This window comes from Paenibacillus phytohabitans (genome assembly GCF_013141775.1).
In the GTDB taxonomy this organism is placed as follows: domain Bacteria; phylum Bacillota; class Bacilli; order Paenibacillales; family Paenibacillaceae; genus Paenibacillus_AQ; species Paenibacillus_AQ phytohabitans.
Genome location: NZ_WHOB01000021.1, coordinates 116,620 through 141,075, shown reverse-complemented (window position 1 = coordinate 141,075; position 24,456 = coordinate 116,620). Strand labels below are relative to the sequence as shown.

The window sequence follows — 24,456 nt, the reverse complement described above, 5'->3', positions numbered from 1 at the left end:
CCAAGCCTCCACTGTTCGAAATTACTTCCATTTTATTGTTCTGCGGCAAGCCGGTCTATACCTGCCTGGTATTATGGAACTGATAATCTTCATCCAGCCGTGACCTAACAGACACATTCGTCAAGGTCAGACCTTCGATATTGTAAGCCTTCAGGCCAAACTTCCCTATACCCGATACGTTCTCCAGCACGATATTCTGCAGCGGACTCTCCGGCAGCCCGGCCATGAACACCGTATTACCGGCATATGTGTCGAGGACAATGTTACGGAAGCTGATGTTCCGGATAATTGACGTTCCTTCATTGACCTCTTCCAGGCGGTCCGCGTCATATTCGATATGGCTGTAGAACTGGTCGATGTTAATCGCGCCTCTGAACCATTCACAATCCTCATGCTCCAGACTGTAATTCTTAAGCGTACAATTCTCATACGAGATATTCTCGATGACTGCCCCCCGTCCTCTTGGCGCTTTGACCGTACCAATGCTGTATACATCTTCGAATATGCAGTCGGTCACCTGAACACCGCTTACGCCTCCGGCCATTTCACTGCCAATCGCCACACCGAAGCCGCTGTTGAACCGGCAGTTGGTAATCCGGATGTCCCGGGAGGGGATGCCCACCCGTCTGCCCTCTTCATCACGGCCTGATTTAATGGCGATACAATCATCCTGACTGGCAATCATAGAGTTGAAAATGTAGATGTAACTGGATGAATCCGGATTCAGCCCATCTCCGTTGAAAATATTCTCATATCTCCGGCCGTACTCGTCATTCTTCGTATAGATGCTGATTCCATTCGCACTGACATGATTGCAATAGATAAGGTGAACGCACCAGGCAGGCGACTGCCGGACGGTAATATCCTTCAGATATACATAATCCGTGTTCCGCAGACATACCGCTCTGCCGCGATATCCCTTCTTCTCAGCCATTTCTCCCTTGAAAAGCGCTGCTCCGTTCGCGTCAATCGTCCCTTCGCCTGCAATTGTAATCTGCTCATGCCGCTCCCCGCTGCTGCAATCCCTGGTGTTCACCAGACTCGCATAACAGAGCTGTTCCCGGCCTTCCCACCTGTAGGTCATAACCGGATAATCTGCAGGATGAGCACTGCCCAGCAATACACCGCCCTTGGCTACGTATAAGGTCATATGGCTTTTGAGGAAAATAGCGCCCGTGTTGAATACACCCTCGGGAACATATACCGTACCGCCAGGGGTACACGCGTCTATAGCTGCCTGGATTGCTGCTGTATTCATGGTTCCGCGGTCCGCCACCGCCCCGAAGGACGTAATATCAAATCTCTCACTTTCCGGTTTGGTTGCAGCAGTTAGGGTTGGCCCCGGCAGGGACACAGCTCCGGCTCTAGAGACAGCATATACCTGCACTTCGTACGCGTGAGAGGGTTCGAGTCCGGTTAAAGTATAGTCTGTAGCGGTACTGATCCCATGAACTTTCCCATTCACATACACATGGTAACAGGCGATATCGTCTGCTGACTGCGGTTTATCCCATACGAGGGCAATTGTTGTATCTGTCTGCGCTGCCGGGGGTGATACAAGATTCCGTGGTGTCAGCTCGTTAACGTCAGTTGTTGTCATCTGATTGATCTCCTTCTTCATTCATCAATTCAAGCAGCTTGGCCGTCTCCATATAATTCAGACTCCACTGGGAAATCCCGTTGGTGTTCACGAACGGAACCTCGCGGATCTCGCGGATATATTCTGTCTTCGGAACATTCGTGTATATCAGATTGCCCTCATCATCCGTCTGTCCGGGTGTATTCGAACTGATATCCGCTTTGCCTCTCAGCATATCAAGTGCCTGCTGCATCCGTGCCTGATTCTGGTGGCGGTAACCGGTATACGCAGGCATCCGGATCGCGAACCGCAGACCATCCCAGGCCTGATCATTGCTCTCATTAAATAAGCCGCCCGACGTCAGTTTTCTCTCCTCCGGTGTCATGGCGAAATAATCGCCGAACTGCGCCAGCATATCCTTGAATTCTTCATCCTCTATCCATTCTGACAGCTCGAACCAAATTTCCGGTCCCCCGAAGCAGATCACCATATGATACTGGTAGTTCCCTTCACTGAGGTAGTGCATCTCACCCGTACCCGGGTTGTAGTGAAAGTGGGAGCCGGAGGACAGCCGGTTCGGCGCCTGCTTCAGGTTCGCGATGCCGGTCAGAATCTTGTCACGGTACTTGGTATCCTGATATCTCTCCCACTGCACCATCCAGTTGGAGACATAAGAGGACCAGTCAGGACCGGTACGTACGGAAGTGAAGCCTTCTGCCGTAACGACCTGATCCTTCGGCTTGGCATAGTCGGCATCCTTGACAGAGTCCATAATATCCCCGGTCCGCTCATCGCCCGTCAGATAATAGAAGAAACGGTGATGCCCGGCCATGGAAATCCGCGGCTCCTTCCATCTGCAGCCCCAGTGGCGCACATTGTGGCGGCTGCCCAGCATCGCATAATCGCCGAGATGATACATATCTACCTCACTCGTATGCCGCGTCATCGCCCGGGCGAACCGGAAGATGCCATAGTCTCCGGTCCGCAGGAACAGCAGCCAGTTCACATAGGTGTTGCACAGCTCCGTATTCTGCCAGGCAAACCCGCCGACATCATACCGCCAGGTGTGCCGCACATGATCATAGGTATGCATCACATCCCCGTAGTCCCAGAAGCCGTACCACTTGCGCTGGTCCACCTCTTGAATATAGAAATCCATGAACCCCAGCAGGGCCCGCTCATGCTCAGGCGTAGTGTATTGCTCCTGCTTGGGCGGAAGCCAGTAGGTACCGAACACCTTAGTCTCTTCATAGACGTGCGGCTCAGCAATAAGCAGAGAATCGGTCTGCACATCCCCGGCAAAATCGAGAATTGCCTGCTTGCCCGGCATATGGTCGAACAGTTTGATCACCAGTTCATTAGTATTAGCGATGCCCTCTGGATGATTATCCATATCCCCGTAGGAGAAGGGATGCGATTCCGTATCATACGCCCGGAAATCGAAGGCTTCCGCGTATCTGCTCCACAGCCATACCGTCAGGGCAGGCTGCTCCCCGGCCGCACCCGTGACCTCCAGCGCCATCGGAGATTTCTGCCAGAAATCCTTAACCGCAGCGCTCAGAATAACGCTCTCACTTCCGAAGAAGGCGGTACCCAGAGAGCGGTTCCCCTGGGCGGCAGGAATGTAGGCGCACTGGCGGTTTGTGCTTTTGACAATACTGTAGTGATCACAAGAATCCTGCTGCAGGCGGAAATTCCCCCAAGCCGCATTATCCCGCACATTCTCCAGCAGACCAGCCTCTTCAACCTCTTGGACCGGGACAAACTGCCCGCGGATCTGCTGCTGTTCGTAGACCGGGTGAACTGCGCCGCTATACGTATACATCGGCTGCACCGCTTCATAGAACATGCCCGTATCCCCGGCAAAACCGACATGGCGGTTCCACAGCTCCCCCTCAGCCTCCATCTGGAAATGTACCGCCAGCCCCTTTAGATAATCGGTATGCTCATCCGCATCGAAGGCAAAGCTGTGCACCATCCGGATCTCGTCACTTCCCGCATAGAAGTAGAGACGAATGACAAAAGGGAACCGCGAAATCTCACGATTCGTATAGCGGTGGCGTCCCTCCAGCTTGACGACGGCGCGGAGCGGTCCGGCTTCTTCGAGCGTAATCTTGTCTGTAAGCCCACTCAGTTTATGAATGGTAATCGTTTCGGTCCCTTCCTGTTCGTCCCTGTTCTCGATCAGAGCCGTCAGCTGCGCGGATACCGGCTTCTGGCTGGTCTGTTTGCGCAGGATGGAAGAGATCAGGGCGCTTCCCGGTTCAACTCTGCAGGAGAGCAGACTACTTTCGACCATTACAGAACCGTCCGGGGACTGGGAGGCTGAGAGGGTAGCGGTGGCGGCTGGGCAAGTACTCTCCCCTTTGCTGACACTGTATGTCTGCCGCGTATCCAGTACCCCGCTGTGCAGCAGCCATTTCACGGAGCCGTCCGGCCAGTAGGCGTTAATTCGGGTCTGGACGGGAACGCCCGTCCCTGCTTCATCTTGCAGCGAAACGGCTTCTCCCGGCAGCAGAGCCCCTTGGCTCCAAGGTGTCCCGAAGCTTACGGGTGCCTGTGCCGCTTGTCTTGCTGTCAGCCAATGTAATTGCAGCTTGGACATGCTGATTGTCGCCTCCAATTCTTTTTGATACAAATCAAGATAAGCTTCAAAATATCAACATCCGTCAGCAGTGATGCGCCAACGCCTCACTGAACAGCATCATTACAACTCCGGTTGAGTATGGTCTCGGGGCGTAAGGTACCTGCAAATATCCTGCGGCATCCTGACAGTCTGTCCCGCCGGAGGCATGCAGCACCGTGCCGTCTTCGGCAAGATGATTGTTCAGAATTTCCATGGCAATCTGCGCTCCCCATTCACGGTACTTCTTATCCAGAATGCCAAGCCGGTGGCCCTTAAGCGCTGCATAAGCAAACAAGGCCGAGCCGCTGGTCTCAGGGTAAGACTCCTCCACATCCAGCAGTGTCCGCAGCAGACCGTCCTTCATCCTGAGCCCGTAAGCGCTCTCCATCTGTTGCTTGAACACTTGTTCATACTTGTCCGTAGAATAAGGCTGCCCGTTCATAAGGTTCAGCAGCTCAATGACACTGACAGCCGCCCAGCCGTTACCGCGTCCCCAATGCTCGCCAAGGCGCTTTTCCGCAAGGCAATGATAGCCGTGGCTGTAGAGTCCGCTGGCCGGATCGAACTGACAATCCACATGAATATCGAATTGATGCAGTGCTTCTTCGGTGCAAGCGTGGTTCTGGTCCGCGACACCAAAGCGCAGCATGTAAATCCCCGCCATGAACAAGGTATCAATCCACAGCTGGTTCTTATAATCCTCAAGTCCGCCGGCTCCCGGCCCCCACACATGCGCAAAGCCCCCGTTTGTAGTCCGCAGTGCTCCATGGACGCACCAGTCCGCAACTTCCCTGCAATGCTTCAGCAGTTCTGGGTCTCTATTCTCTTGGTACACACTCAGCAGCGCATTCGCCGGCGCAACCCAGTTGACCGAACCGTTCCTTACCTGATGCGCGTTATCTGCCGTCCACTGCTGGAGAAAAGCCGCGTATCTCGTCTGCCCTGTCTCCTCATAAGCCTTGATCACACCGTACAAAGCGACCCCCTGAACCCATTCCCAATAGTTCAGGTTGTCATGTTCATCTGTGCCATTCAGCTTGTTCCAGAGTTTATCCAGCCCTTGTTCAAACGCATTCGTATTTAAGGTAATGTTAGTAATCATTTGTTCCTCCCATGAATATTTAGCCTGCTTCGCGTAAACAGACTAACACAATATAAATGGGATTACTCCGCAATTAAGCGCAAAAATACGCATATTCCATTTATTTTGCTATAATAAAAGTATTAGTCAGATTGTAACGAAAGGAGTTCCCTATGTCTGTCCAATCCCTTCCCGGCATGCTGCGCTTCGGCTCAGATGATGACCCGTTCAAGGTCGAATTTGACCGGCGCATCGGCCATTATTCCATGACCAATAATCACTACCATATTCAGCATGAGCTCTTCTACCTGTTCAGCGGGGAACGAAAGTACTTCGTCAAGGACCGCATCTACCATATCCGGGCGGGAGATCTTGTAATCGTGAATTCCAACGCCCTGCACAAAACCTCCGAGCTCGACAAGCCTAATTATGAACGGATTGTTGTCTATTACGATCCATCCTTCTTTGACGGGTTCACAGCGGAGGAGAAACAGCTGCTCCAGACTCCTTTTATCCATAACCATCCGCTGATCCGCTTCAACCTTCAGGAACGCCTGTATGTAGAGAGCCTGATGTTCTCGCTTATGAACGAAATCATCGAACAGCCTCCGGGCTATACGCTGCATATCCGGAACATGGCCGTTGAGCTGCTGCTGTATACCGCCCGTACCATTCTGAGACGCGGCTCGCAGGCGGATGACGAACCCTCACCGGTCCAGGATAAGATTACGGATATCGTCCGCCATATCAATCAGCATTATGGAGAACCTCTGCAGCTTGAGGCAATTGCCAGGAAGTTCTTCATCAGCAAAAGCCATCTCAGCCGCGTATTCAAGCATATCACCGGCTTCGGGTTCGCCGAATACGTGAACATCACCCGGGTCCGGGAAGCCGAACGCCTGCTGCGGGACAGGGACCTCAGCGTCACGGCAGTATCGGAAGCCTGCGGCTTCGAGAGCCTCACCCATTTCGGCAAGGTGTTCAAGATGATCTCCGGCCTCCCGCCCCGGGATTACCGGAAATCACGGCGGTGAAGCGGCGGGATTAAGAACTTATAAGACTATTCTGCCATCAGTTAAGATCCCGTTAAGAAGGCAACAAACTAACGTATACGGAAGAAAAACCATGCTGACACCAAGAATAAGCAGGATTATTTTCACTTTCTGCCCGGATATGTGCTATGGCTGACTTTTAACGCCGGTTGCGCTTTTTACATGGAATAGAACTGCGTGTATGATTCCCATTAACACCTGTGCTGAGTTCCTGTGAGCAACTACTGGAGGGAGTCTTGAAGAGTGGCAGAGATACAGACATCGACAACCTATTATTTGGGCGTTCATCCTCATATGCTGGATCCGGTCAGTCTGGAGTTTTCGAGCTTTGGGGTACTGTGGTACGAAGAGGGCAAGCAACGGTATGTTGTGTCCTGTTCGAATGAACAGGTGCTGTACAATATTTACACTAGCATCCGAGACAAGCAGCAGGAACGTGACTGGCAGACGCGCAAGCGGCTGGCTTTGTGGACAGCCTTCAAGGAACCCTGGAAAAGTATGCCTGACGGCAGGTATGTCCTCCGGTCCCGTGACAAATTCCCCTTGCATCTGTCTGTTGTCCGTAAAACTAAATATAGTATCTGGCTGGAGCATACGGTCGTTTGCGAGAATGAAGCCCAGCTTACCAGTTATCTGGCCGGGGCGAAACAAACCCATCATTTAACATCAATAGTGCCTATGGAACTTCAGGAGGGCGGCATCCATGAATAGTAACAAGCTGTCGCAGATTGAACTCTTTGCATTTGATACCACTCCTTCGTTCGCCGACAGACCGGTCCGGGCCGGTTCATTATATCTGCTGCTGCGGCTCACTTGGGGAGAACAAATTCATTACGGGGCATGCGAGATTACACGAAGTGGACAATCCTTTGATTTGACGAGATGGGGGGCTCCTCTGAGATGTATTCACCATTCAACAGTGGAGGAGATAGTGGTAACCTTGCGCCGCAAGGAGCAGGAGTGGGCAACAGGTCAGCTTGGATTGCTGCAAACCGCCTTATCCGGCATTCTTCAGGTCAGGGTTCCTGTTACCGCGGGGCACGGAAGACATGCGCATCAGGTAAACTCTCATGCCGCCTTTACTCCATACCCGGTAAACAGCCGCTTCCGTGAGTTGACGTTATCCCGCTTAATCGACGAATCGGTCGCCTACTATTCCATCCTCCGGTAATAGATATAAGTGACCGTCCAGCTTATTCCTTCAACCACCGCCACAACCGGTAGCCCTTGCGGACGATCTCCAGAATGGGCCGGGGAACCGGAAACATCCAGCGGGAGGCAACAGGCCGGTACAGGTGATAATACGCCTTCTTGAAATCCTCCCACATGCTGCAGTCCTCATCCTTCAGGAAATCGGATATATCTACGATCAGGCCGCGGCCGTCCTGAACCATCACATTCTTGGCGTGGACATCATGCGGGTGGAGTCCGCGGGACCGGGCATAACCCAGCGCGCTGTCAATATCTTCGATGGCCTGCGCGGTGATGAGAATTCCCCTTTTCATCGAGTCATAGAAGGTAACTCCTTGCAGCCGTTTCAGGATCAGAAAGTCCGGTCCGCTGTAATAGCATTCGGAGAATGCCGGATGACGGCCGAGGCGGCGGTACACCTCTGCTTCTTCCGCAAGGCCCGGCCTGCCCGGGGCGTACACCTTCACTGCATAACCGGGAGCTTCCGGATGATAGAATACGGCGGCGTAATTCCCGGTTCCCAGCACCCTCCAGGGCTTCGGCACGCTGCGGACCTTCACGGGTTCCAGTGGATCAACACTCTCTATCGTTGCTTGTGCCAATAACTCACCCTTGATCCGTTCTATCAGCTTCTCCATTCCACTCACCCCGCAGCTCAGTTCGATAATTGCTCTATCCTTCCAGTGTACGCCAGCACACCAAAGCTCCCTACCGGGCATTTAACAGACCACCCTCCACACCCTCATTGGATTCGCACACCCACGGCAAAGTTACCCTCACGCTGGTTCCTGCCTGAAGTTCCGAATCTACCCTAATCTGGCCGCCGTACATTTCGATTAATTGTTTACAGATGGATAAGCCGATGCCTGTCCCTTTTAGCTTAGTGGTAAAGAACGGATCGAAGATCCGTTTTAATTTATCCGGCGGTATCCCTTCGCCATTGTCTTTGAAGATCAGCATGATTTCATGGGTCTCATCCGCCGTGGTCACTGTAATATCTATCCTGCCTTGGCATGCGGTGAAGGAATCAATGCTATTCTTCAAAATATTCAGGAAGACCTGCTCCAGCTGTGAGGCATTTCCGAAAGTCAGAATAGTCTCATCCGAATAATCCACTGCCAGAATAATATCGCCGCTAAGTATGAGCTGATTCACAATGTTGTTCACTCTATGTATAACCTCGATTACATTAAACACTACGCCGCTATTCTTCGCATGATCCCCTTTCCGCGACAGCATCAGGAAGTCCGTAACTAAACCGTTCAGCGTATCGATCTCTTTAATTGTAATATCCATATAGGCACGCAGTTCATTAGCTTTGATCTCAGGCTCATTAAGCCTATTATTCACAAGCTGGGCGAAGCCCTTGATTGAAGCCAGCGGATTACGGATTTCATGTGCCATGCCTGCAGCCATCTGTCCCATAACCGCGATTTTTTGTTCATGCAGATTGTCGATCTGCTGGTCTTTATTAGACAAATAACCTTGAGCGAAGCCGGTAAACCGGGTCCAGTTGGATTCCATCAGCCGATTATAGAAAAACAGCCGGTTCGCCGAATCATCCACAAGCGCTTCAATGGTCCCGAACATCATATTCTGGGCGGTTAAGTTCAAATCTTTGCTCATTTCAAGCAGGATATCAAAATGGTCGCCGAATATCTCTGCAGTATAAGCCCCTTGTGCAAACCCCTCTTGCCCCTGTGTGTGCAGGTACTGCTCATAATCAGAAGGCCCCAGGAACAATGCTTCTATTATAGACATTAAGGTCATCGTGAAGGTTGCATCCAGCAATTCCTTATGCGTCTCTATGAACCAGGCGAATTGGGGGTTTTTCATGATTACAGAGTGATAATGAGTGTTCAGAATCATTGAAACTGCCGGTGTTAATGACGAGCGCAACTGATTTTCACTGTATCCCATTTCCATCCTCCCTCTTTGCTTGATGTATTCAATATATGTTTATATTTTCCTGCTTAAAAATAAAGCAAATCCATATTTATTTCAATTTTAAAACATACATTTGTATAAATATAGAACACCCCAAGCCTTCCGCTTAGGCGGAGTAGTTTGGGGTGTTGGTAATCATCCTCTGGATACTTTAAAATCTTAATAGACGATCATAATTATACTTTTCCAATTTCAGTTAAAGGAGGATTTACTTGCTTTGATCAGACTCCTCGCTTCTTTACTTTCTGCATTACTTCTGTCACTTGTATTCACAATGATCATATCCTTGTAACTCCTGCTTCATTGTATATAGATAGAGCCATCTAACACCGCAACATGATTACACATGTTTTGTTATATTTCATAATTGGAGCCATACTGGGTGTATTCATCCTCATAATCAATTCTGCGAATAATGTCCAGGCTTCTATACGGCTAGTATTACTTTTTGGAATCAGTGCGTCTGTATTTTCTCTATTCGCGGGCTTCTTTACATTTATAATGAACCCATCACGGCGCTAAAGTTGCTCAAAAATGTATAACCTTATGTTCCTCAGCGCTTCTGTACGTTTCGAAAACAAGCTCCAGCGTCTTCAAATTGTCTTCTCCGCTCGTCTGGAATTCCCCGCCCGTATTCAGGCAGTGAATGAAATGTGAGGGCTTGCAATGAACCGATAAAGGTATATCCCTCCGGTATATTTAGTTGTATTTTGTACAACTAAATCGTCTGATTTTCAACCGATTATCTGTTTAATTGTATTTCGTGCAATTAAATTTCCATTTGCAGATTGTTTCACCCGTTCAGGCAGATTTAGTTGTACAGATTACAGTTATAAGATGCAAGCATACCCTTTCGCTGTTTTTAATTGCACATTATACAACTATCGCTATGTTCCCCCTTGAAACAGGTAAAGGAGCCTGACCCAAGCAGCCTTTTCACGGCTTGGGGGTCGGCTCCTTTTTTATAAATCTTAGTTACCGTTATCCAGCCATGTACGCATCATAGATAACAGCTGTGCACTGTTGACCGGTTTGGTAATGTAATCCGAGCAGCCTGCTTCGAGGCACAGCTCCCGGTCTCCCTTCATCGCTTTCGCCGTCAGCGCAAGAATGGGGAGGTCCTTGAATTCCGGCTTGAGCCGGATGGCACGGGTCGTTTCATAGCCGTCCATCCCCGGCATCATGATATCCATCAGGACAATTTCGATGTCCGGTGTCTGTTCCAGAAGAGTGATGGCATCCTGCCCGTTCTCCGCAGGGATGACCTTCATCTGATGACGTTCCAGAATGGACGTGAGTGCGAAGATGTTCCGGATATCATCATCCACTACAAGCACTTTCTTAGACTCAATCATTTCATCGGAGTGATGCAGCTTAACCAGCTTATCCTTTGAACCGGATGGCAGGTTCTCCGCCTTGCGGTGCAGGAAGAGGGTCGTTTCATCGATCAGCTGGAGATTCGATTTCACCTCTTTGAGCACCGCCATTTTGACCAGCTCATCCCACTCGCTTTCTTCCGCCGGTGTCAGCTTCTTGCTCATGTGAACCAGGACGGGAACCTTTTTGTTCTTCGCGTTCTTGTACATATCCCGGATAAACCGGATGAGATTCATCTCCGGCAAGCCGCTGTCTAGTACCACACAATCGAATTCTTTGGTATTGATCTGGTTCAGCGCTTTGCGTGCCGTGTCCACTGCCGTGAGACTGATATCAGAGTTGCTTAACAGCTCAATGATTTGCTTGCGCTCTTCCTCATTCTGGACCGCCACCAGCAGATTCCTGGTCTTCTTATCCGCAAACTGGTTCAGACGGTCGAGCGCATTCTCCAGCTCTTCATTGGTCACCGGCTTGCGGAAGTAATCATGAGCGCCCCGCTGTAACAGCAGTACCTCATCCTCATCGACCGTCATCACACAGACCGGAATATGCCGCACTTCAATATCGTTCTTCAGCTGCTCGAGTACCAGCCAGCCGTCGGCGTCTCCGCCAAGATGCAGATCAAGTGTTATAGCAATCGGCTGGTACTTATGAACAAGCTCCAGCACATCATAGCCGCTGGATGTAATCACAGCCTTGATTCCTTTTTTGTGCAGCATATCCAGCATAATTTCATTGAACTTCTGGTCATCCTCAATAATCAGGAAGACACGGTCCCCCGGCCCGATCTGATCCCGGTCATCAAGGAACGTGTCATCTGCCGGCTTAGCCAGATTACTTCTGCGTTTGGTTGGGGTGATATCGATCACCTCCGGAACATGTGCCTTGGGGATCTCCGGCTCGGTGAATTCCGCTTCAGTAGGCAGGTACAGATTAAAGACGCTCCCTTTGCCCGCTTCACTGTACAGCGTGATTTCTCCGCCTAACATCTCGGCAATCTCGCGGGATATGGCAAGACCCAGGCCTGTCCCGCCGTATTCCCGGTTCGTGCTGCCATCCGCCTGCTGGAAGGCTTCGAAGATAATCTGCTGCTTTTCAGGCGGGATACCGATTCCCGTGTCGCTTACAGAGAAGCAGATCACCGTTTTGGCCCGCGTCAGCGATTCATTCTCCGGATGCCAGCCCTCGCCTGCTTTGCGGATCTGCAGCATGATCTGCCCTTGCTCCGTGAACTTGAAGGCGTTGGACAGCAGGTTCTTCAGAATTTGCTGCAGCCGCTTGAAGTCCGTTGCTATTCTGGCCGGCACGCCGGAATCAATGATGATCCGGTAGTCCAGCTTCTTGGCATCCACCATATGGCGGAAGGTACGGTCCAGCCCGTCTGTCAGCTCTGCCAGAGAAACCTCGCTGTAATCCGGCGTAATCGTGCCCGATTCAATTTTGGACAGATCCAGAATATCGTTGATAAGGTTAAGCAATTCAAGTCCGGAGTCCTGAATGGTCTTCGCGAACTTCACCTGAATCTCATGAAGATTCTCATCCGGGTTCTCGGCCAGCTGTTCTGCCAGGAGCAGCAAGGAATTCAGCGGGGTACGCAGCTCATGCGACATGTTGGCCAGAAACTCGGATTTGTACTTGGACGTGAGCGCAAGCTGTTCCGCTTTCTCCTCTAGATAACGCTTGGCTACCTCTACCTCATGATTCTTGCTCTCCACTTCCGCCTTCTGCAGCACCAGCAGCTTCGCTTTATCCTCAAGCTCGTCATTCGTACTCCGCAGCTCCATCTGCTGCTTCTGGAGCTCCTCAGTGAGCGACTGTGATTGGATCAGCAATTCCTCCGTACGCTGGTTCGCCTGCATGGTGTTGATCACAATGCCGATGGATTCTGTAAGCTGATCCAGGAAGGCGATATCGATATCACTATAAGGGCGGAAGGTGGCCAGCTCCAGTATCGCCAGCACCTGGTCTTCGAAAATAATCGGCAGCAAAATAATATTAAGCGGGGTAGCTTCTCCCAATGCGGACGAGATCACAACATAGTCTCCCGGCACATTGGTAAGCAGAATCCGCTGTTTCTCAATCAGGCACTGGCCGACCAGCCCTTGCCCGGCCCGGAATTCATTCGCCAGATGCTTGCGGCTCTGGTAAGCATAGCTGGCGAACAGCTTCAGAACCGCTTCACCGTTAGAAGGCTCATTGATGTAGAAGACCCCATGCTGCATGGATACAAGCGGAGCCAGCTCGGACAGGATCATACGGCTCACCGCATACAGATCCCTTTGCCCTTGCAGCATCCGTGAGAATTTGGCAAGGTTGGTTTTGAGCCAATCCTGCTCTGTATTGATCCGGGTCGTCTCCTTCAGGTTCCGGATCATTTCGTTAATATTATCTTTGAGTGTCGCGACTTCCCCGGAGGCGGATACGTCGATGGCCCGTGATAGATCGCCATTCGTTACCGCCGTGGCAACATTCGTAATGGCCCGCACCTGTGTGGTAAGCGTACTCGCCATGTAGTTAACGTTGTCGGTCAGGTCACGCCACGTTCCTGCTGCTCCAGGCACACTGGCTTGTCCGCCCAGCTTCCCTTCGGCGCCTACCTCCCGCGCCACCGTGGTCACCTGGTCGGCGAAGGTCGCCAGCGTCTCGATCATATTATTGATGGTATCAGTCAGCTCGGCGATTTCACCTTTGGCTTCCACGGTCAGCTTCTGCTTCAGATTACCGTTCGCAACGGCAGTCACAACCTTGGCGATCCCGCGCACCTGATCCGTCAGATTGGTCGCCATAATGTTAACGTTGTCGGTCAGATCCTTCCAGATCCCCCCGACGCCGCGCACCTGGGCTTGTCCGCCCAGCTTACCGTCTGTACCGACCTCGCGCGCCACACGCGTAACCTCGGAAGCGAACGAATTCAGCTGGTCCACCATCGTATTAATCGTGTTCTTCAGCTCAAGCAGTTCGCCTTTAACGTCTACCGTAATCTTCTTGGACAGATCGCCGTTCGCTACCGCTGTCGTAACACCGGCAATGTTGCGCATCTGAATGGTCAGATTGCTGGCCATGTAGTTGACCGTATCGGTCAGATCCTTCCAGGTACCGGAAACATCCTTAACTTCTGCCTGCGCCCCGAGTTTGCCGTCCGTACCGACCTCGCGCGCTACACGCGTAACCTCGGAGGCGAAGATCGAGAGCTGGTCCACCATGGTGTTGATCGTATTCTTCAGCTCCAGAATTTCACCTTTGACATCTACGGTAATCTTCTTGGACAGATCCCCTTTGGCTACCGCCGTCGTAACGTCCGCAATATTCCGCACCTGGTCCGTCAGATTCCGGGCCATATTATTTACGCCCTCGGTCAAGTCTTTCCAGGTTCCGCCGACGCCTTTCACCTGCGCCTGTCCGCCAAGTTTGCCGTCTGTACCTACCTCACGGGCCACGCGCGTCACCTCGGAGGAGAACATCGAGAGCTGATCCACCATCGTATTGATGGTATTCTTGAGCTCCAGGATTTCACCCTGGACATCGGCAGTGATTTTCTTGGACAGATCTCCGTTCGCTACTGCCGTCGTTACAACAGCAATGTTACGCACCTGATTGGTCAAGTTCGAGGCCATGTAGTTTACACTTTCGGTCAAATCCCGCCAGGTCCCGGCAACGCCCTTAACCTGGGCTTGTCCGCCCAGCATGCCCTCGGTACCCACCTCGCGCGCCACACGGGTAACCTCGGAAGCGAAGGTAGAGAGCTGCTCCACCATCGTGTTAATGGTGTTCTTGAGCTCCAGGATTTCGCCGGTCGCATTTACCGTGATCTGCTTGGACAGGTCGCCCTTGGCCACCGCCGTCGTCACTTCAGCGATATTACGCACCTGATCGGTCAGGGTACCCGCCATAAAGTTAACGCTGTCCGTTAAATCCTTCCAGGTGCCGGATACGCCCTTCACATCCGCCTGACCGCCGAGAATTCCTTCCGTCGAGACCTCCCGTGCCACCCGCGTCACCTCGGAGGCGAAGTTACTGAGCTGATCCACCATAATATTGATGGTGCTCTTCAACTGAAGAATCTCGCCTTTCGCATCAACGGTTATTGTCTTCGATAAGTCGCCCTTAGCGACGGCAGTTGTTACTTCGGCAATGTTGCGGACCTGATTGGTTAAGTTCGAGGCCATGTAATTTACGCTTTCCGTCAAATCCCGCCAGGTGCCCGATACGCCTTTAACATCCGCCTGTCCGCCAAGGATTCCTTCCGTACCGACCTCACGCGCCATCCGCGTAACCTCGGAAGCGAAGGTCGACAGCTGATCCACCATCGTGTTGATGGTGTTCTTGAGCTCCAGGATTTCGCCCTGGACATCGGCAGTAATCTTCTTCGACAGATCGCCGTTTGCGACCGCAGTGGTCACAACCGCGATGTTACGCACCTGATTGGTCAGGTTGGAGGCCATGTAGTTTACACTTTCGGTTAGATCGCGCCATGTACCCGATACATCCTTCACGTCTGCCTGCCCGCCAAGCTTACCCTCCGTACCAACCTCACGCGCTACACGAGTAACCTCGGAAGAGAACATGGAGAGCTGATCCACCATGGTGTTGATCGTATTTTTGAGCTCAAGGATTTCTCCCCGTGCATTTACTGTAATTTGCTTTGACAGATCACCGTTCGCCACAGCAGTCGTTACCGCCGCGATATTACGTACCTGATCCGTAAGGTTAGTCGCCATGTAATTCACGCTGTCGGTTAAGTCTTTCCAGGTTCCCGATACCCCTTTGACATCTGCCTGTCCGCCCAGAATGCCCTCCGTGCCGACCTCGCGTGCTACCCGGGTAACCTCGGAGGCAAATGTGCTGAGCTGATTCACCATCATGTTAATATTGCTTGCCGTCCGCTGGAATTCACCAGTGAGCGGCCGTCCTTCGATCTCCAGCTCCACCTTCTGGGACAGATCGCCTTTGGCTACGGCGTTAATCACCCGGACCATCTCGCTGGTCGGCTGTATTAAGTCAATAACCATCCCGTTCAGCGAATCGGTAATGGTCTCCCAGGAGCCGCCCAGATTCTTCTGCACGAATCTGCGCGACAGATTACCTTCTTTACCGACCACCCTGGCTACTGTCTGGACTTCATTCACCAGACTCTCCTGAATATCCATGATCTCGTTGAAGGTATCCGCTACCTTACCGGCTATTCCCGTGCGGTCATAGGGCATTCTGTGCGAGAAGTTTCCTTTCTTCATCGCCATTAAGGCGTTGAGCAATTCGCCGGCGTCAATCTGCTCCCCGCTTATCTCTTTGCTTTGGTTCTGATCGCTCATAGTATCAACCCTGCCCCTTATGCATTATTTACTTGGAATTGTCTTGACTGCAATTGTAAAAACAAAGGTGGCGCCAGGTTCATTCGACGGTTCTACCCGGATGCTGCCCCCCATTAATTCAACTAAAGATTTGCTGATCGATAATCCCAGCCCTGTGCCTCCGAACCTGCGTGTTGTAGAGGCATCCAGCTGGGAGAAGGGCTGGAACAGCTCGTTTATCTTATCCGGGGGAATTCCGATGCCCGTATCTTTAATTGTAAATTCAAGCGTAAGCGTATTCGCCTCTTCGGACAGCTTGTTAACCATTATGTATATACTGCCTTCATGGGTGAATTTCACTGCATTGCCCACCAGATTATTCAATACCTGACGGAGGCGGGTCATATCCCCTGTTAGATAAGGCGGAACCGAAGGATCTATGGTCACAGCCATCTCCAGATTCCGTTCCCTGGTCTTGGCTGTGAACAAATCAATCGTTTCATTCAGGCAGTCCTGAAGGGAGAACGGAGCCTCTTCCACTTCCATCTTTCCGGATTCAATTTTGGAATAATCGAGAATAGGATTGATGACCGAAAGCAGCGCATTGCTGCTCGTGTGGATAATTCCTGCCATCTCAGCATATTCTTCCGGCAGATCGGAGGTGAGCAGCAGATCAGACATGCCTATGATCCCATTCAGCGGAGTCCGGATCTCATGGCTCATCATGGCCAGAAATTCCGATTTCACACGGGAGGCGATTTCCGCGGCTTCCTTTGCCTCTCTGAGCTCCTGATTCGTTTTCTCCATTTGCTTCGCTTGTTTCTTGAGCATGTCGCTTTGGATCTGCAGGGTTTTGTTAGCTTCATACATGCTGACATACCCCTCGATTTTGGATTTGAACAGCTGCGGGACGAAGGGCTTCGTCATATAATCCATTGCGCCGACCGAATAGCCTGCGAAGATATCCTCCATTGTATTACTGGTCGCTGTCATAAAGATGATAGGCACGTAATTGTTTTTCTCCCGGGTCCGGATGAGGCGTGCCGTCTCCAGCCCGTCCATTCCCGGCATTTGCACATCCATGACGATGACGGCAAATTCTTCTTCCAATAAACAGCGCAAAGCCTCTACCCCGGAATATGCCCGAAACAGATGGTAGGGTTCTCCGCTTAGAACGGCCTCAATGGCAAGCAAGTTTTCGGGGTGATCGTCTACGAGAAGGATGTTGACTGGGAAATCCATGAGGACCCTCACTTTCCGACTTGTGGCTTGCTGAAGTTTTATTTCGAAAATATAGCTTATATACCCATAATTTCAAATATCGAAACTCCCTTTACCCTTATAGCTTTCCCATTGTTCTCTATGTATGCACCAGTGCCGGGAAAACAAAAAAAGCGATCGTCCGTGGACGGGCCGCTTTCTTTCTTTGGGCAATATTCAGAGCAGATATTATCCTGCCCGATCAAGCTTCTCTGTATCACCACTCCATAAGCCCCTTGATATGAGCCGTCAGCTTCCGGGCCGCTTTGCTGTGCGTAGCTTGGGAAGGGTGGGAGTCGGAGGCGTATCCATCTGCTGCCTTCTGCACATCAAATTTCATGGCAGAAATATTGCTGTCTCCTGTTTCTTGACTATATCCCTTCACTGCCTGTTCGACATAAGGATACAATCTGTCTCCCATGATGCCCAGCGTACACAGAATGGGTGTACGGGGGTTATTGCGTCTGACCATTTTGAGGAATTCAGCATACTCCCTGGCATATTCCGTCTGCTTGCCGGTATCGTCTCTGGTGTAGGAATCATCATTCGTTCCGAGATTGATGACAATCAGATCGGGCACAAACCTGTTGAAATCCCAACGAATATCCTGGGGCAGCAGAACAGCGTCAAACTTACCCTCGGACTTGCCTACCTGTTCATAATAATCCGGGAGAAGATGTGTCAGCAGCCGTTGATCGGTTTCTGTGTATCCTGTAATAATGCCATAGCCGCTATACGAAACCATACTATAGTCCGCATCAAGATGGCGGGCCGTCAGATAAGCATAGCTTTTGGTGACATCTTCTGTAGCTGTGGAGAAGGAATGCAGTCCGTCCTCATCATCCACGCCGTAGCCGCAGGTAATGGAATCGCCGATGAATTCGATCTTATGTACTTTTGCCGGAGCGGGTTTGATTCCATCCGCTGCATGGACAGCAATCTCCTGAATCCCTGCCGTGGACATTGCCGCCTCAGACAGCTTGGTGACCTTTACCCTGACCTCCTGCTCCGTCTCGCTCTCAAATATCGTATACGTTCTAAGCAGCGTGTCCAGCTGATCGTCAATGACCCGTACTCCGTTTACACAGATGCCAATCCTGGCCAGATTATTACCGGTTAAGGCAATATTATCAGCTTTCAAGGTAATCTCCGCTTTGGTGCCATAGAATGAAAATTCGATACCGCTGCCGGAGAGTGCCAGCCACAGCACATCATTGCTGTAATGCGTCCGGCCGGTCAATTTCACATATGTCTCCGTAGCTTTGAATACTTGCATGTGTTCTGTCATCTATAAACCTTCCTTCTCTCTATATAACAGTAACAGTAGCAGGCGCGCCTTTTGTTTTCAAGAACGGTCTGACACAGAGTGGAGCATTGCACGGATCTATTACATTCTAACCCTTGACTGTTAGCGCTTCATCTATGATAATAACAACCTCACCCAAATAGATACGGGACAGGCACATCATTGATTATAGAAAAGGGGCGGTCGTTATCAGCTGGTTAAATGATCTCTATAAATTACAGAAGCGGGAGCTGAAAAAGGACATCGAACCCGCTCTGGTCAATGCCATCTTCCGGATGTATGACCGGTTTCCGAGGATCGGCCTCACAGAGAGGCTCGGCCAGCAGGATATGTCTCTGGATATCGCGGATGCTTATGTACATAGCCGCAATGCGATGATTGAAGCCGGAGTCGGCATCGGCAAGTCTTTTGCCTACCTTATCCCCGGCCTGCTCATTAACCAGATCTCCCGGCAGCCGGTCATTATTGCCACCTCCTCCATCCAGCTCTCCGAACAGATCCATAAAGATCTGCGGTTCATCGGCAGCCGGCTCGGGTTCACTTCAGTCCGCTCCGTAGTCGGGAAAGGTATGGGGCAATATGCCTGCCGGTACAGGGCCGCTGAACTAATCAAGCCGGATGCTGCTGCTTCCCCCCTGTCTGCGCTTGCCGAGCGTATTGTGAATTACGGGATCGATGAGCGGGCAGATATTGACGGCGGTGTTAGCGATGCGGTATGGTCCGGCGTTTGTGTGAATGATTGCAAATTTGAGCAATGCAATTACCGGAGCACCTGCTCGTTCTACGAGATGAGGGCCAAAATTAATGCCGGCCCCGGCGACATGGATTTCATCATCGTTAATCAGGACCTGCTTATCCGTGACCTGATTAAGAAGAAGGAAGGAACTAAGGGCTTAATTGCGGAACGGCCGGCGCTGATCGTAATAGATGAAGCGCATAATCTCGAAGCAAAGGTCAGAGATGCAAGAACGCTCGAATTCACCTTCCGGGGAACCTGCCGCATACTGGAGGACGCCTTACAGATTCTTTTCAGGCAATCCGCAGATAAGGAGCTAATGGCACAATATAAATTTATAAAAAGATGCGCCGGGGATATTTTCAGAAAGGTAGAGGCGGATCTGCTGCACACAGCCAAGCAGGACAATGACCGGATCAAAGTATCGGAGATTACAGGAGTCCCGCTGCAGCGGGGAATTCAGGTATTGAGAGAGTTCAGTCTCAGCCTGTCCGTCTTCACTTCCCGGCGTGAGCGGGAGATTGACAATGCTTTTGAAGCCATAAACGGACTTATCAGCCTCTTTGCTGTACTCGCCGGAGCGGAGGACAACTACCTGATCTGGGCAAGCCATACGCGGGGGGAGAGCACGGTCAGCATCTGTCCCAAAGGCATAAGCCAGTTCCTGAAACACAGCCTGTTTAACGGGAAGACCTCTGTCATCTTAACGTCAGCAACCCTGTGCCAGACCGGAGATACGCTGGAGGAACAATATGCTTATCTGACAGAGTCGCTCGGATACCGGGGAGATTATATGGAGCGCCAGGCTTCACCGTTTGATTACGATAACCACACCCTGATGTACATTGCCAGGAACGTTCCCTATTATAACCACAACAACCGGGAAGCCTATCTGGAAGCAGCGTACAAGGAGATGCTGAGGCTCTGCAATTTGACGGACGGGCGGACACTGGTGCTTTTCTCGGCAAAAGAGGATATGAAGTACATTCATCAGAAGCTAAGCGCCGAGAAGCTTAATTGGGCGCTGCATGTGCAGAGGGAAGGCTCGTCCCAGGATGGGGTAATCGCTGAATTTCGGGCCAGTAAAGGCGTTCTGCTGAGTACGGGGGTATTCTGGGAGGGCGTAAATATCGCAGGCTCTGATTTATCGCAGTTAATTGTGGTCCGGCTCCCTTTCCCGGTTCCTGCCGATCCGGTCTATGAATATAAGGCCTCTTTGGCTGAGAACCCCCTGAAAGACGTATTCGTCCCGGACATGCTGCTCCGGTTAAGACAGGGCACGGGACGTCTGATCCGCAGTGAAACAGACCTGGGTGTGCTCAGCATCCTCGATTCCCGCCTGTCCGCCGGAGCCCGTAAGGACTACCGGGATAAGGTGCTGGGGGCTTTGCCCTTCAAGCGGGTTACCGAGGATTTCAGGGTGCTGGAGAAGTTTGTACAGGAGAAATTTGATAAAATTTGATATCAGCCACTCTAACGGACACGCTGGCGCATCGGATTTCCTTTTTTATGCTTCATGCTGGTTTGCTTCAGATTGTTCTCGCCTCCAGCCTCTCCTTTGCTTGGAGTAACGGCGAAAAAGGACAGAAGCCCGCCAGCTGCCCCTACGGCTGCCATAGTACCGAATAAAACCCAATGTCCCCGGTTCATTAGAAGTGACACGACCGGCGGGCCCAGTGCAACCCCGATAAATCTCATGCTGCTGTATAAGGAGGTGATTGTACCGCGGTTCTCTTTTTCAATCCCCTCCGTGATCAATGCATCCATGCAGGGCAGAACCACACCAATCCCGACACCGCTTAAACTTAAGAAGCCTACCATGAAGTATATATTCTGGCTAAAGCCTGTTATCAGCATAGCTGCTGTAAGCACCGCCATACCTCCGAAACCGAGCCATTTCATTAACAGCTTGTTTTTGCCGATGATTTTGCCGCTTCCGTAAGAGGCCAGACACAGAAGTGCAAGGGGAATGGCCAGTACAAATCCCTTAGAAGCCCCATGCAGGTTATACTCCGACTCCAGCGTCTCCGATAAATAGAACAGCACACCGAAGGTTGCGAACATACAGATTCCGCCTATCGCAAATATGGCATACAGCCAGCGGCCCCTTTCATGCAGGATTTCTTTAATGCCGGTTAAGAATTGCCCAATGCTTTTCTTTTCGGCCTTCTCCTCTGACTTTGGTTTCTTGACGAGAAACACAACAAGCGCAAAGGAAATCAGACACAAGGCCGGAATCGCGATGAAGGGTGCATACCATAGCAATGTACCGAGATACGCGCCAAGGATCGGACTTAATACTTTGCCGAAGGTGTTGGAGGTCTCAATGATTCCCAACCCTTTACTAACCTCTTTCTCATCCTTGAACAGATCGCCTACGAAGGGGAGGACGATCGGAAAAGCTCCTGCGGCTCCAATCCCCTGGACTAGACGCCCTCCGAGGATGACCCAATAGGCAGTTATTCCGGTTAAGAACCAGGCAGCGGCAACACAAATAGCTCCGCCTATGGCCGCAAGGATGAGACTGGGCAGGATAACGATTTTACGCCCAAAGCGGTCTGACAGATAACCGGCAACCGGAATCATCAAGATGGCGATCAGGCCATACACCGTGATGATCATACTGACCTGAAAAGCATTGATACCAAGCTTTTTGGAGATCTGCGGCAGAATAGGCAACAGCATGGAATTGCCAAGTGTCATGATTAACGGAATGGAAGCAAGTGCAATTAATGCTCCTTTTGAACCTTTCATGGCGAACCACCTTCTTTGTAATCACATCCTGCTTATTGTGGTTCTTACGGCATTATTTATACACCCTGCAGTAACGCTCAACAATTTATAGAAAGTGGCCGCGATCTTTCGCGGGCCTTTTTTTGGTTGTCCTATATCCAACTTTGCCAGAATATGCTATCTGTATAAAGGGGGAGGACAACATTAACGTATTTATAGGTTATATCTTTCTGGGATTATCTCTTTCCGCACCCTTGGGGCCCATTAATGCTGCACAGCTGGACAAGGGACTCCGCGGAGGATTCATGCATGCCTGGGCTGTTGGCCTGGGCGCGGTCAGCGCAGATATTATCTATATGCTGCTTGTCTATTTCGGCCTAATTCACCTGCTGGACGACCCGTTTGTGAAAGTATTCTTGTGGCTGTTCGGGTTCTTCGTCCTCGTCTATACAGGGGTGGACAGCATTAAGAATACAGGAGACCTTTCAGTGGCCGGCCTAAGGGGAAGCGATGCCTCCCTGTCGAGGTCTTATGTGTCGGGATTTCTGATGTCCTTATTCAATCCCCTGTCCATCCTGTTCTGGCTGGGTATATACGGCTCGATATTGGCTGAGGCTGCCAGTAATTATCCGATGCAGCAGCTACTGATCTACAGCGGGGCAATCGTCCTCGGGATTCTGCTCTGGGACGTAACCATGGCGGCCGCCTCCAGTCTCTTCCGTAAGTTTCTGACGGTCAGGGTATTACAGGTGATCTCCATACTGTCCGGCCTGTCGCTGATTGGCTTTGGTTTTTATTTTGGTGTACAGGCTGCACGGCTGCTCTTTTTTCATTAAACCTTGTTTTTGCGCAGCCTGATCCCTGTGATCCGGAACTCAGGACCGCCCTGCAGGGAATGAGATTCATGGGTACCGCCTTTTTTGCCGCGATAGTGTTGAACAATCCAGTCACTCAGCGCAATCAGTAAAACAATCAGCAGACTGATGTAGAAGCCCGGACGGCTGAGCGCATGAAACAGTGTCCCTGCTACAGCAACCGCAATCAGCACCAGGCCCGTCCAGCGTTTCACTCCGCTGAGAAGACTGGGCTTAAGCAGCCGGCCGGCTGAGAGCAAGATAAAAGACCAGTTATACAGGATCATGAGGCCCGCAGCCGTGGTAATGTATTCATATACTTTTCCCGGCAGCCACAAGGACATCATGATAGCGCCTATTAGACCGGCAGCAATCAGACATAGTGCATAGAACGGATACTTATCCTTCCATTTTTTCGAGAATAACTTGGGCGCATCGCCTTCCTGCGCAAGAGTGATCATCATCGAGGTAATGGCATACAGCGAGGCTGTCATCGTGGAGAATCCGGCAATGATCAGCACCCCGTTAAACAAATGCGGCACAAAGGCCAGATGATCGCTGCTGAGTGCGAGAACAAAAGGACTTTCCTTCGGGTTAAAGGCGCTTAACGGCACCATGATCACCGCAAGTCCGATCGACAGGACATACACCCCAGCCAGTCCGAGCAACATGACCTTCCCTGCCTTTGGAGCCTCCTCAGGTTTCTTGAGCCTGTAGGACATAATCCCCAGCACCTCAATGCCGCCGTAAGCATAAAAAGCAAAAATAAAGGCCGACCATAGTCCGATACCTCCTGACGGAAACAATGCCTTAACCCCGAGCGGAACCTTTGGTGTGAACTTCCCCCCGCCGATCCAGCCTGCCAGAAGCGCAGCAGCAATCACAAGAAACATCAGGATCGCCGCCACTTTGATGACAGCCAGTATATTTTCAACCCGGTCAAATCCCTTATTCCCGAAAAACACAATTAACAGGCTCACTGCGGCAAACCCCGCAGCAAAAACCCACATCGGTACGGCCGGAAACCAAAAACGCGAGAAGATGGATAACGCTGTAAGTTGGCTTCCCATAATCAGCAGCTCCGAGAACCAATATACCCAGCCGCTTCCGAACCCTGCCCAGCTACCGAATGCTTTCTTGGCATAGGACCGGAAGGAGCCCTGCTCCGGATGTTCTGCCGTCATTCTTGCCAGCGCATCAAATACAACATAAGTTCCGCCAGCAGCCAAAATGTAGGCCAGCAGCACAGCAGGACCGCCCATGGAGATGGCCAGTCCCGAGCCCAAAAAGTATCCGGTTCCTATAGTCCCTGCTATGCCCAATAAACTGAGCTGCCACCATTTAAGCTTCTTGTCATCTTCGGTTTTACTGGAGGTTTGCTTCATGAATTCCGTCCTCATCCTGATTCGAATTTGAGAGTTCTCAT

The 24,456-nt window shown here is 51.2% G+C and carries 15 protein-coding genes; 5 read left to right on the top strand and 10 right to left on the bottom strand.

Features of this window, described 5'->3' with window-relative positions; translation table 11 throughout:
* Positions 1-55: 55 nt before the first annotated feature.
* From GC101_RS08840 to GC101_RS08830, 3 genes are all read right to left on the bottom strand, one after another.
* A complete protein-coding gene (locus GC101_RS08840; RefSeq protein ID WP_171716922.1) occupies positions 56-1,600 on the bottom strand; it encodes a glycosyl hydrolase family 28 protein in 1,545 nt (514 codons plus the stop codon).
* Entirely contained in the window at positions 1,587-4,184 is a 2,598-nt protein-coding gene (locus tag GC101_RS08835; RefSeq protein WP_171716921.1) for an exo-rhamnogalacturonan lyase family protein, read from the bottom strand. Before GC101_RS08835 ends, GC101_RS08840 begins: the two co-directional genes overlap by 14 nt.
* 64 nt (positions 4,185-4,248) lie before the next feature.
* Positions 4,249-5,307, bottom strand: a complete 1,059-nt coding sequence (locus GC101_RS08830) for a glycoside hydrolase family 88/105 protein (RefSeq protein WP_171716920.1) — start codon at positions 5,305-5,307, stop codon at positions 4,249-4,251.
* A gap of 152 nt (positions 5,308-5,459) precedes the next feature.
* Here GC101_RS08830 and GC101_RS08825 point away from each other — a divergent pair, with 152 nt between their 5' ends.
* From GC101_RS08825 to GC101_RS08815, 3 genes are all read left to right on the top strand, one after another.
* Positions 5,460-6,320: an AraC family transcriptional regulator gene (locus GC101_RS08825; protein WP_171716919.1), complete on the top strand. Its 861-nt coding sequence runs from the start codon at positions 5,460-5,462 to the stop codon at positions 6,318-6,320.
* A 261-nt stretch (positions 6,321-6,581) separates the two neighbouring features.
* Positions 6,582-7,049 carry a hypothetical protein gene (locus GC101_RS08820; protein ID WP_171716918.1) on the top strand — a complete coding sequence of 156 codons (468 nt, stop codon included), beginning with the start codon at positions 6,582-6,584 and terminating at the stop codon, positions 7,047-7,049.
* The gene (locus GC101_RS08815; RefSeq protein WP_171716917.1) at positions 7,042-7,509 is read left to right on the top strand and encodes a hypothetical protein; all 468 of its coding nucleotides are present in this window, start codon (positions 7,042-7,044) and stop codon (positions 7,507-7,509) included. Before GC101_RS08820 ends, GC101_RS08815 begins: the two co-directional genes overlap by 8 nt.
* 22 nt (positions 7,510-7,531) lie before the next feature.
* Here the strand turns inward: GC101_RS08815 and GC101_RS08810 are convergent, their stop codons facing one another.
* From GC101_RS08810 to GC101_RS08790, 5 genes are all read right to left on the bottom strand, one after another.
* A complete protein-coding gene (locus GC101_RS08810; RefSeq protein ID WP_171716916.1) occupies positions 7,532-8,167 on the bottom strand; it encodes a serine/threonine-protein kinase in 636 nt (211 codons plus the stop codon).
* A 70-nt stretch (positions 8,168-8,237) separates the two neighbouring features.
* Positions 8,238-9,449, bottom strand: coding sequence for a sensor histidine kinase (locus tag GC101_RS08805; RefSeq protein ID WP_171716915.1), 1,212 nt, complete (start codon positions 9,447-9,449; stop codon positions 8,238-8,240).
* Between the two features lie 998 nt (positions 9,450-10,447).
* Positions 10,448-16,162, bottom strand: coding sequence for a HAMP domain-containing protein (locus tag GC101_RS08800; RefSeq protein WP_171716914.1), 5,715 nt, complete (start codon positions 16,160-16,162; stop codon positions 10,448-10,450).
* A 24-nt stretch (positions 16,163-16,186) separates the two neighbouring features.
* A complete protein-coding gene (locus tag GC101_RS08795) occupies positions 16,187-17,383 on the bottom strand; it encodes an ATP-binding protein (RefSeq protein WP_171716913.1) in 1,197 nt (398 codons plus the stop codon).
* A 235-nt stretch (positions 17,384-17,618) separates the two neighbouring features.
* Entirely contained in the window at positions 17,619-18,689 is a 1,071-nt protein-coding gene (locus GC101_RS08790; RefSeq protein WP_171716912.1) for an SGNH/GDSL hydrolase family protein, read from the bottom strand.
* A gap of 347 nt (positions 18,690-19,036) precedes the next feature.
* Here GC101_RS08790 and GC101_RS08785 point away from each other — a divergent pair, with 347 nt between their 5' ends.
* Entirely contained in the window at positions 19,037-20,905 is a 1,869-nt protein-coding gene (locus GC101_RS08785) for an ATP-dependent DNA helicase (protein ID WP_246354237.1), read from the top strand.
* 11 nt (positions 20,906-20,916) lie between these two features.
* Here the strand turns inward: GC101_RS08785 and bcbE are convergent, their stop codons facing one another.
* Positions 20,917-22,197: a bacillibactin exporter BcbE gene (gene bcbE / locus GC101_RS08780; RefSeq protein WP_171716911.1), complete on the bottom strand. Its 1,281-nt coding sequence runs from the start codon at positions 22,195-22,197 to the stop codon at positions 20,917-20,919.
* A 182-nt stretch (positions 22,198-22,379) separates the two neighbouring features.
* On the opposite strand from bcbE, the gene GC101_RS08775 reads away from it, so the two are divergent.
* Positions 22,380-23,012 carry a LysE family transporter gene (locus GC101_RS08775; RefSeq protein ID WP_171717056.1) on the top strand — a complete coding sequence of 211 codons (633 nt, stop codon included), beginning with the start codon at positions 22,380-22,382 and terminating at the stop codon, positions 23,010-23,012.
* On the opposite strand, the gene GC101_RS08770 is transcribed toward GC101_RS08775, so the two are convergent.
* Entirely contained in the window at positions 23,009-24,415 is a 1,407-nt protein-coding gene (locus GC101_RS08770; protein WP_171716910.1) for an amino acid permease, read from the bottom strand. The two genes, GC101_RS08775 and GC101_RS08770, sit on opposite strands and share 4 nt — an antisense overlap.
* Between the last annotated feature and the right edge of the window lie 41 nt (positions 24,416-24,456).

What these genes read in the sequence shown, in the direction of transcription:
- GC101_RS08840 (WP_171716922.1), bottom strand. Translation starts at nt 1,600, where the DNA reads ATGACAACAACTGACGTTAACGAGCTGACACCACGGAATCTTGTATCA.
- GC101_RS08835 (WP_171716921.1), bottom strand. Translation starts at nt 4,184, where the DNA reads ATGTCCAAGCTGCAATTACATTGGCTGACAGCAAGACAAGCGGCACAG.
- GC101_RS08830 (WP_171716920.1), bottom strand. Translation starts at nt 5,307, where the DNA reads ATGATTACTAACATTACCTTAAATACGAATGCGTTTGAACAAGGGCTG.
- GC101_RS08825 (WP_171716919.1), top strand. Translation starts at nt 5,460, where the DNA reads ATGTCTGTCCAATCCCTTCCCGGCATGCTGCGCTTCGGCTCAGATGAT.
- GC101_RS08815 (WP_171716917.1), top strand. Translation starts at nt 7,042, where the DNA reads ATGAATAGTAACAAGCTGTCGCAGATTGAACTCTTTGCATTTGATACC.
- GC101_RS08810 (WP_171716916.1), bottom strand. Translation starts at nt 8,167, where the DNA reads ATGGAGAAGCTGATAGAACGGATCAAGGGTGAGTTATTGGCACAAGCA.
- GC101_RS08805 (WP_171716915.1), bottom strand. Translation starts at nt 9,449, where the DNA reads ATGGGATACAGTGAAAATCAGTTGCGCTCGTCATTAACACCGGCAGTT.
- GC101_RS08800 (WP_171716914.1), bottom strand. Translation starts at nt 16,162, where the DNA reads ATGAGCGATCAGAACCAAAGCAAAGAGATAAGCGGGGAGCAGATTGAC.
- GC101_RS08795 (WP_171716913.1), bottom strand. Translation starts at nt 17,383, where the DNA reads ATGGATTTCCCAGTCAACATCCTTCTCGTAGACGATCACCCCGAAAAC.
- GC101_RS08790 (WP_171716912.1), bottom strand. Translation starts at nt 18,689, where the DNA reads ATGACAGAACACATGCAAGTATTCAAAGCTACGGAGACATATGTGAAA.
- GC101_RS08785 (WP_246354237.1), top strand. Translation starts at nt 19,037, where the DNA reads ATGTCTCTGGATATCGCGGATGCTTATGTACATAGCCGCAATGCGATG.
- bcbE (WP_171716911.1), bottom strand. Translation starts at nt 22,197, where the DNA reads ATGAAAGGTTCAAAAGGAGCATTAATTGCACTTGCTTCCATTCCGTTA.
- GC101_RS08770 (WP_171716910.1), bottom strand. Translation starts at nt 24,415, where the DNA reads ATGAAGCAAACCTCCAGTAAAACCGAAGATGACAAGAAGCTTAAATGG.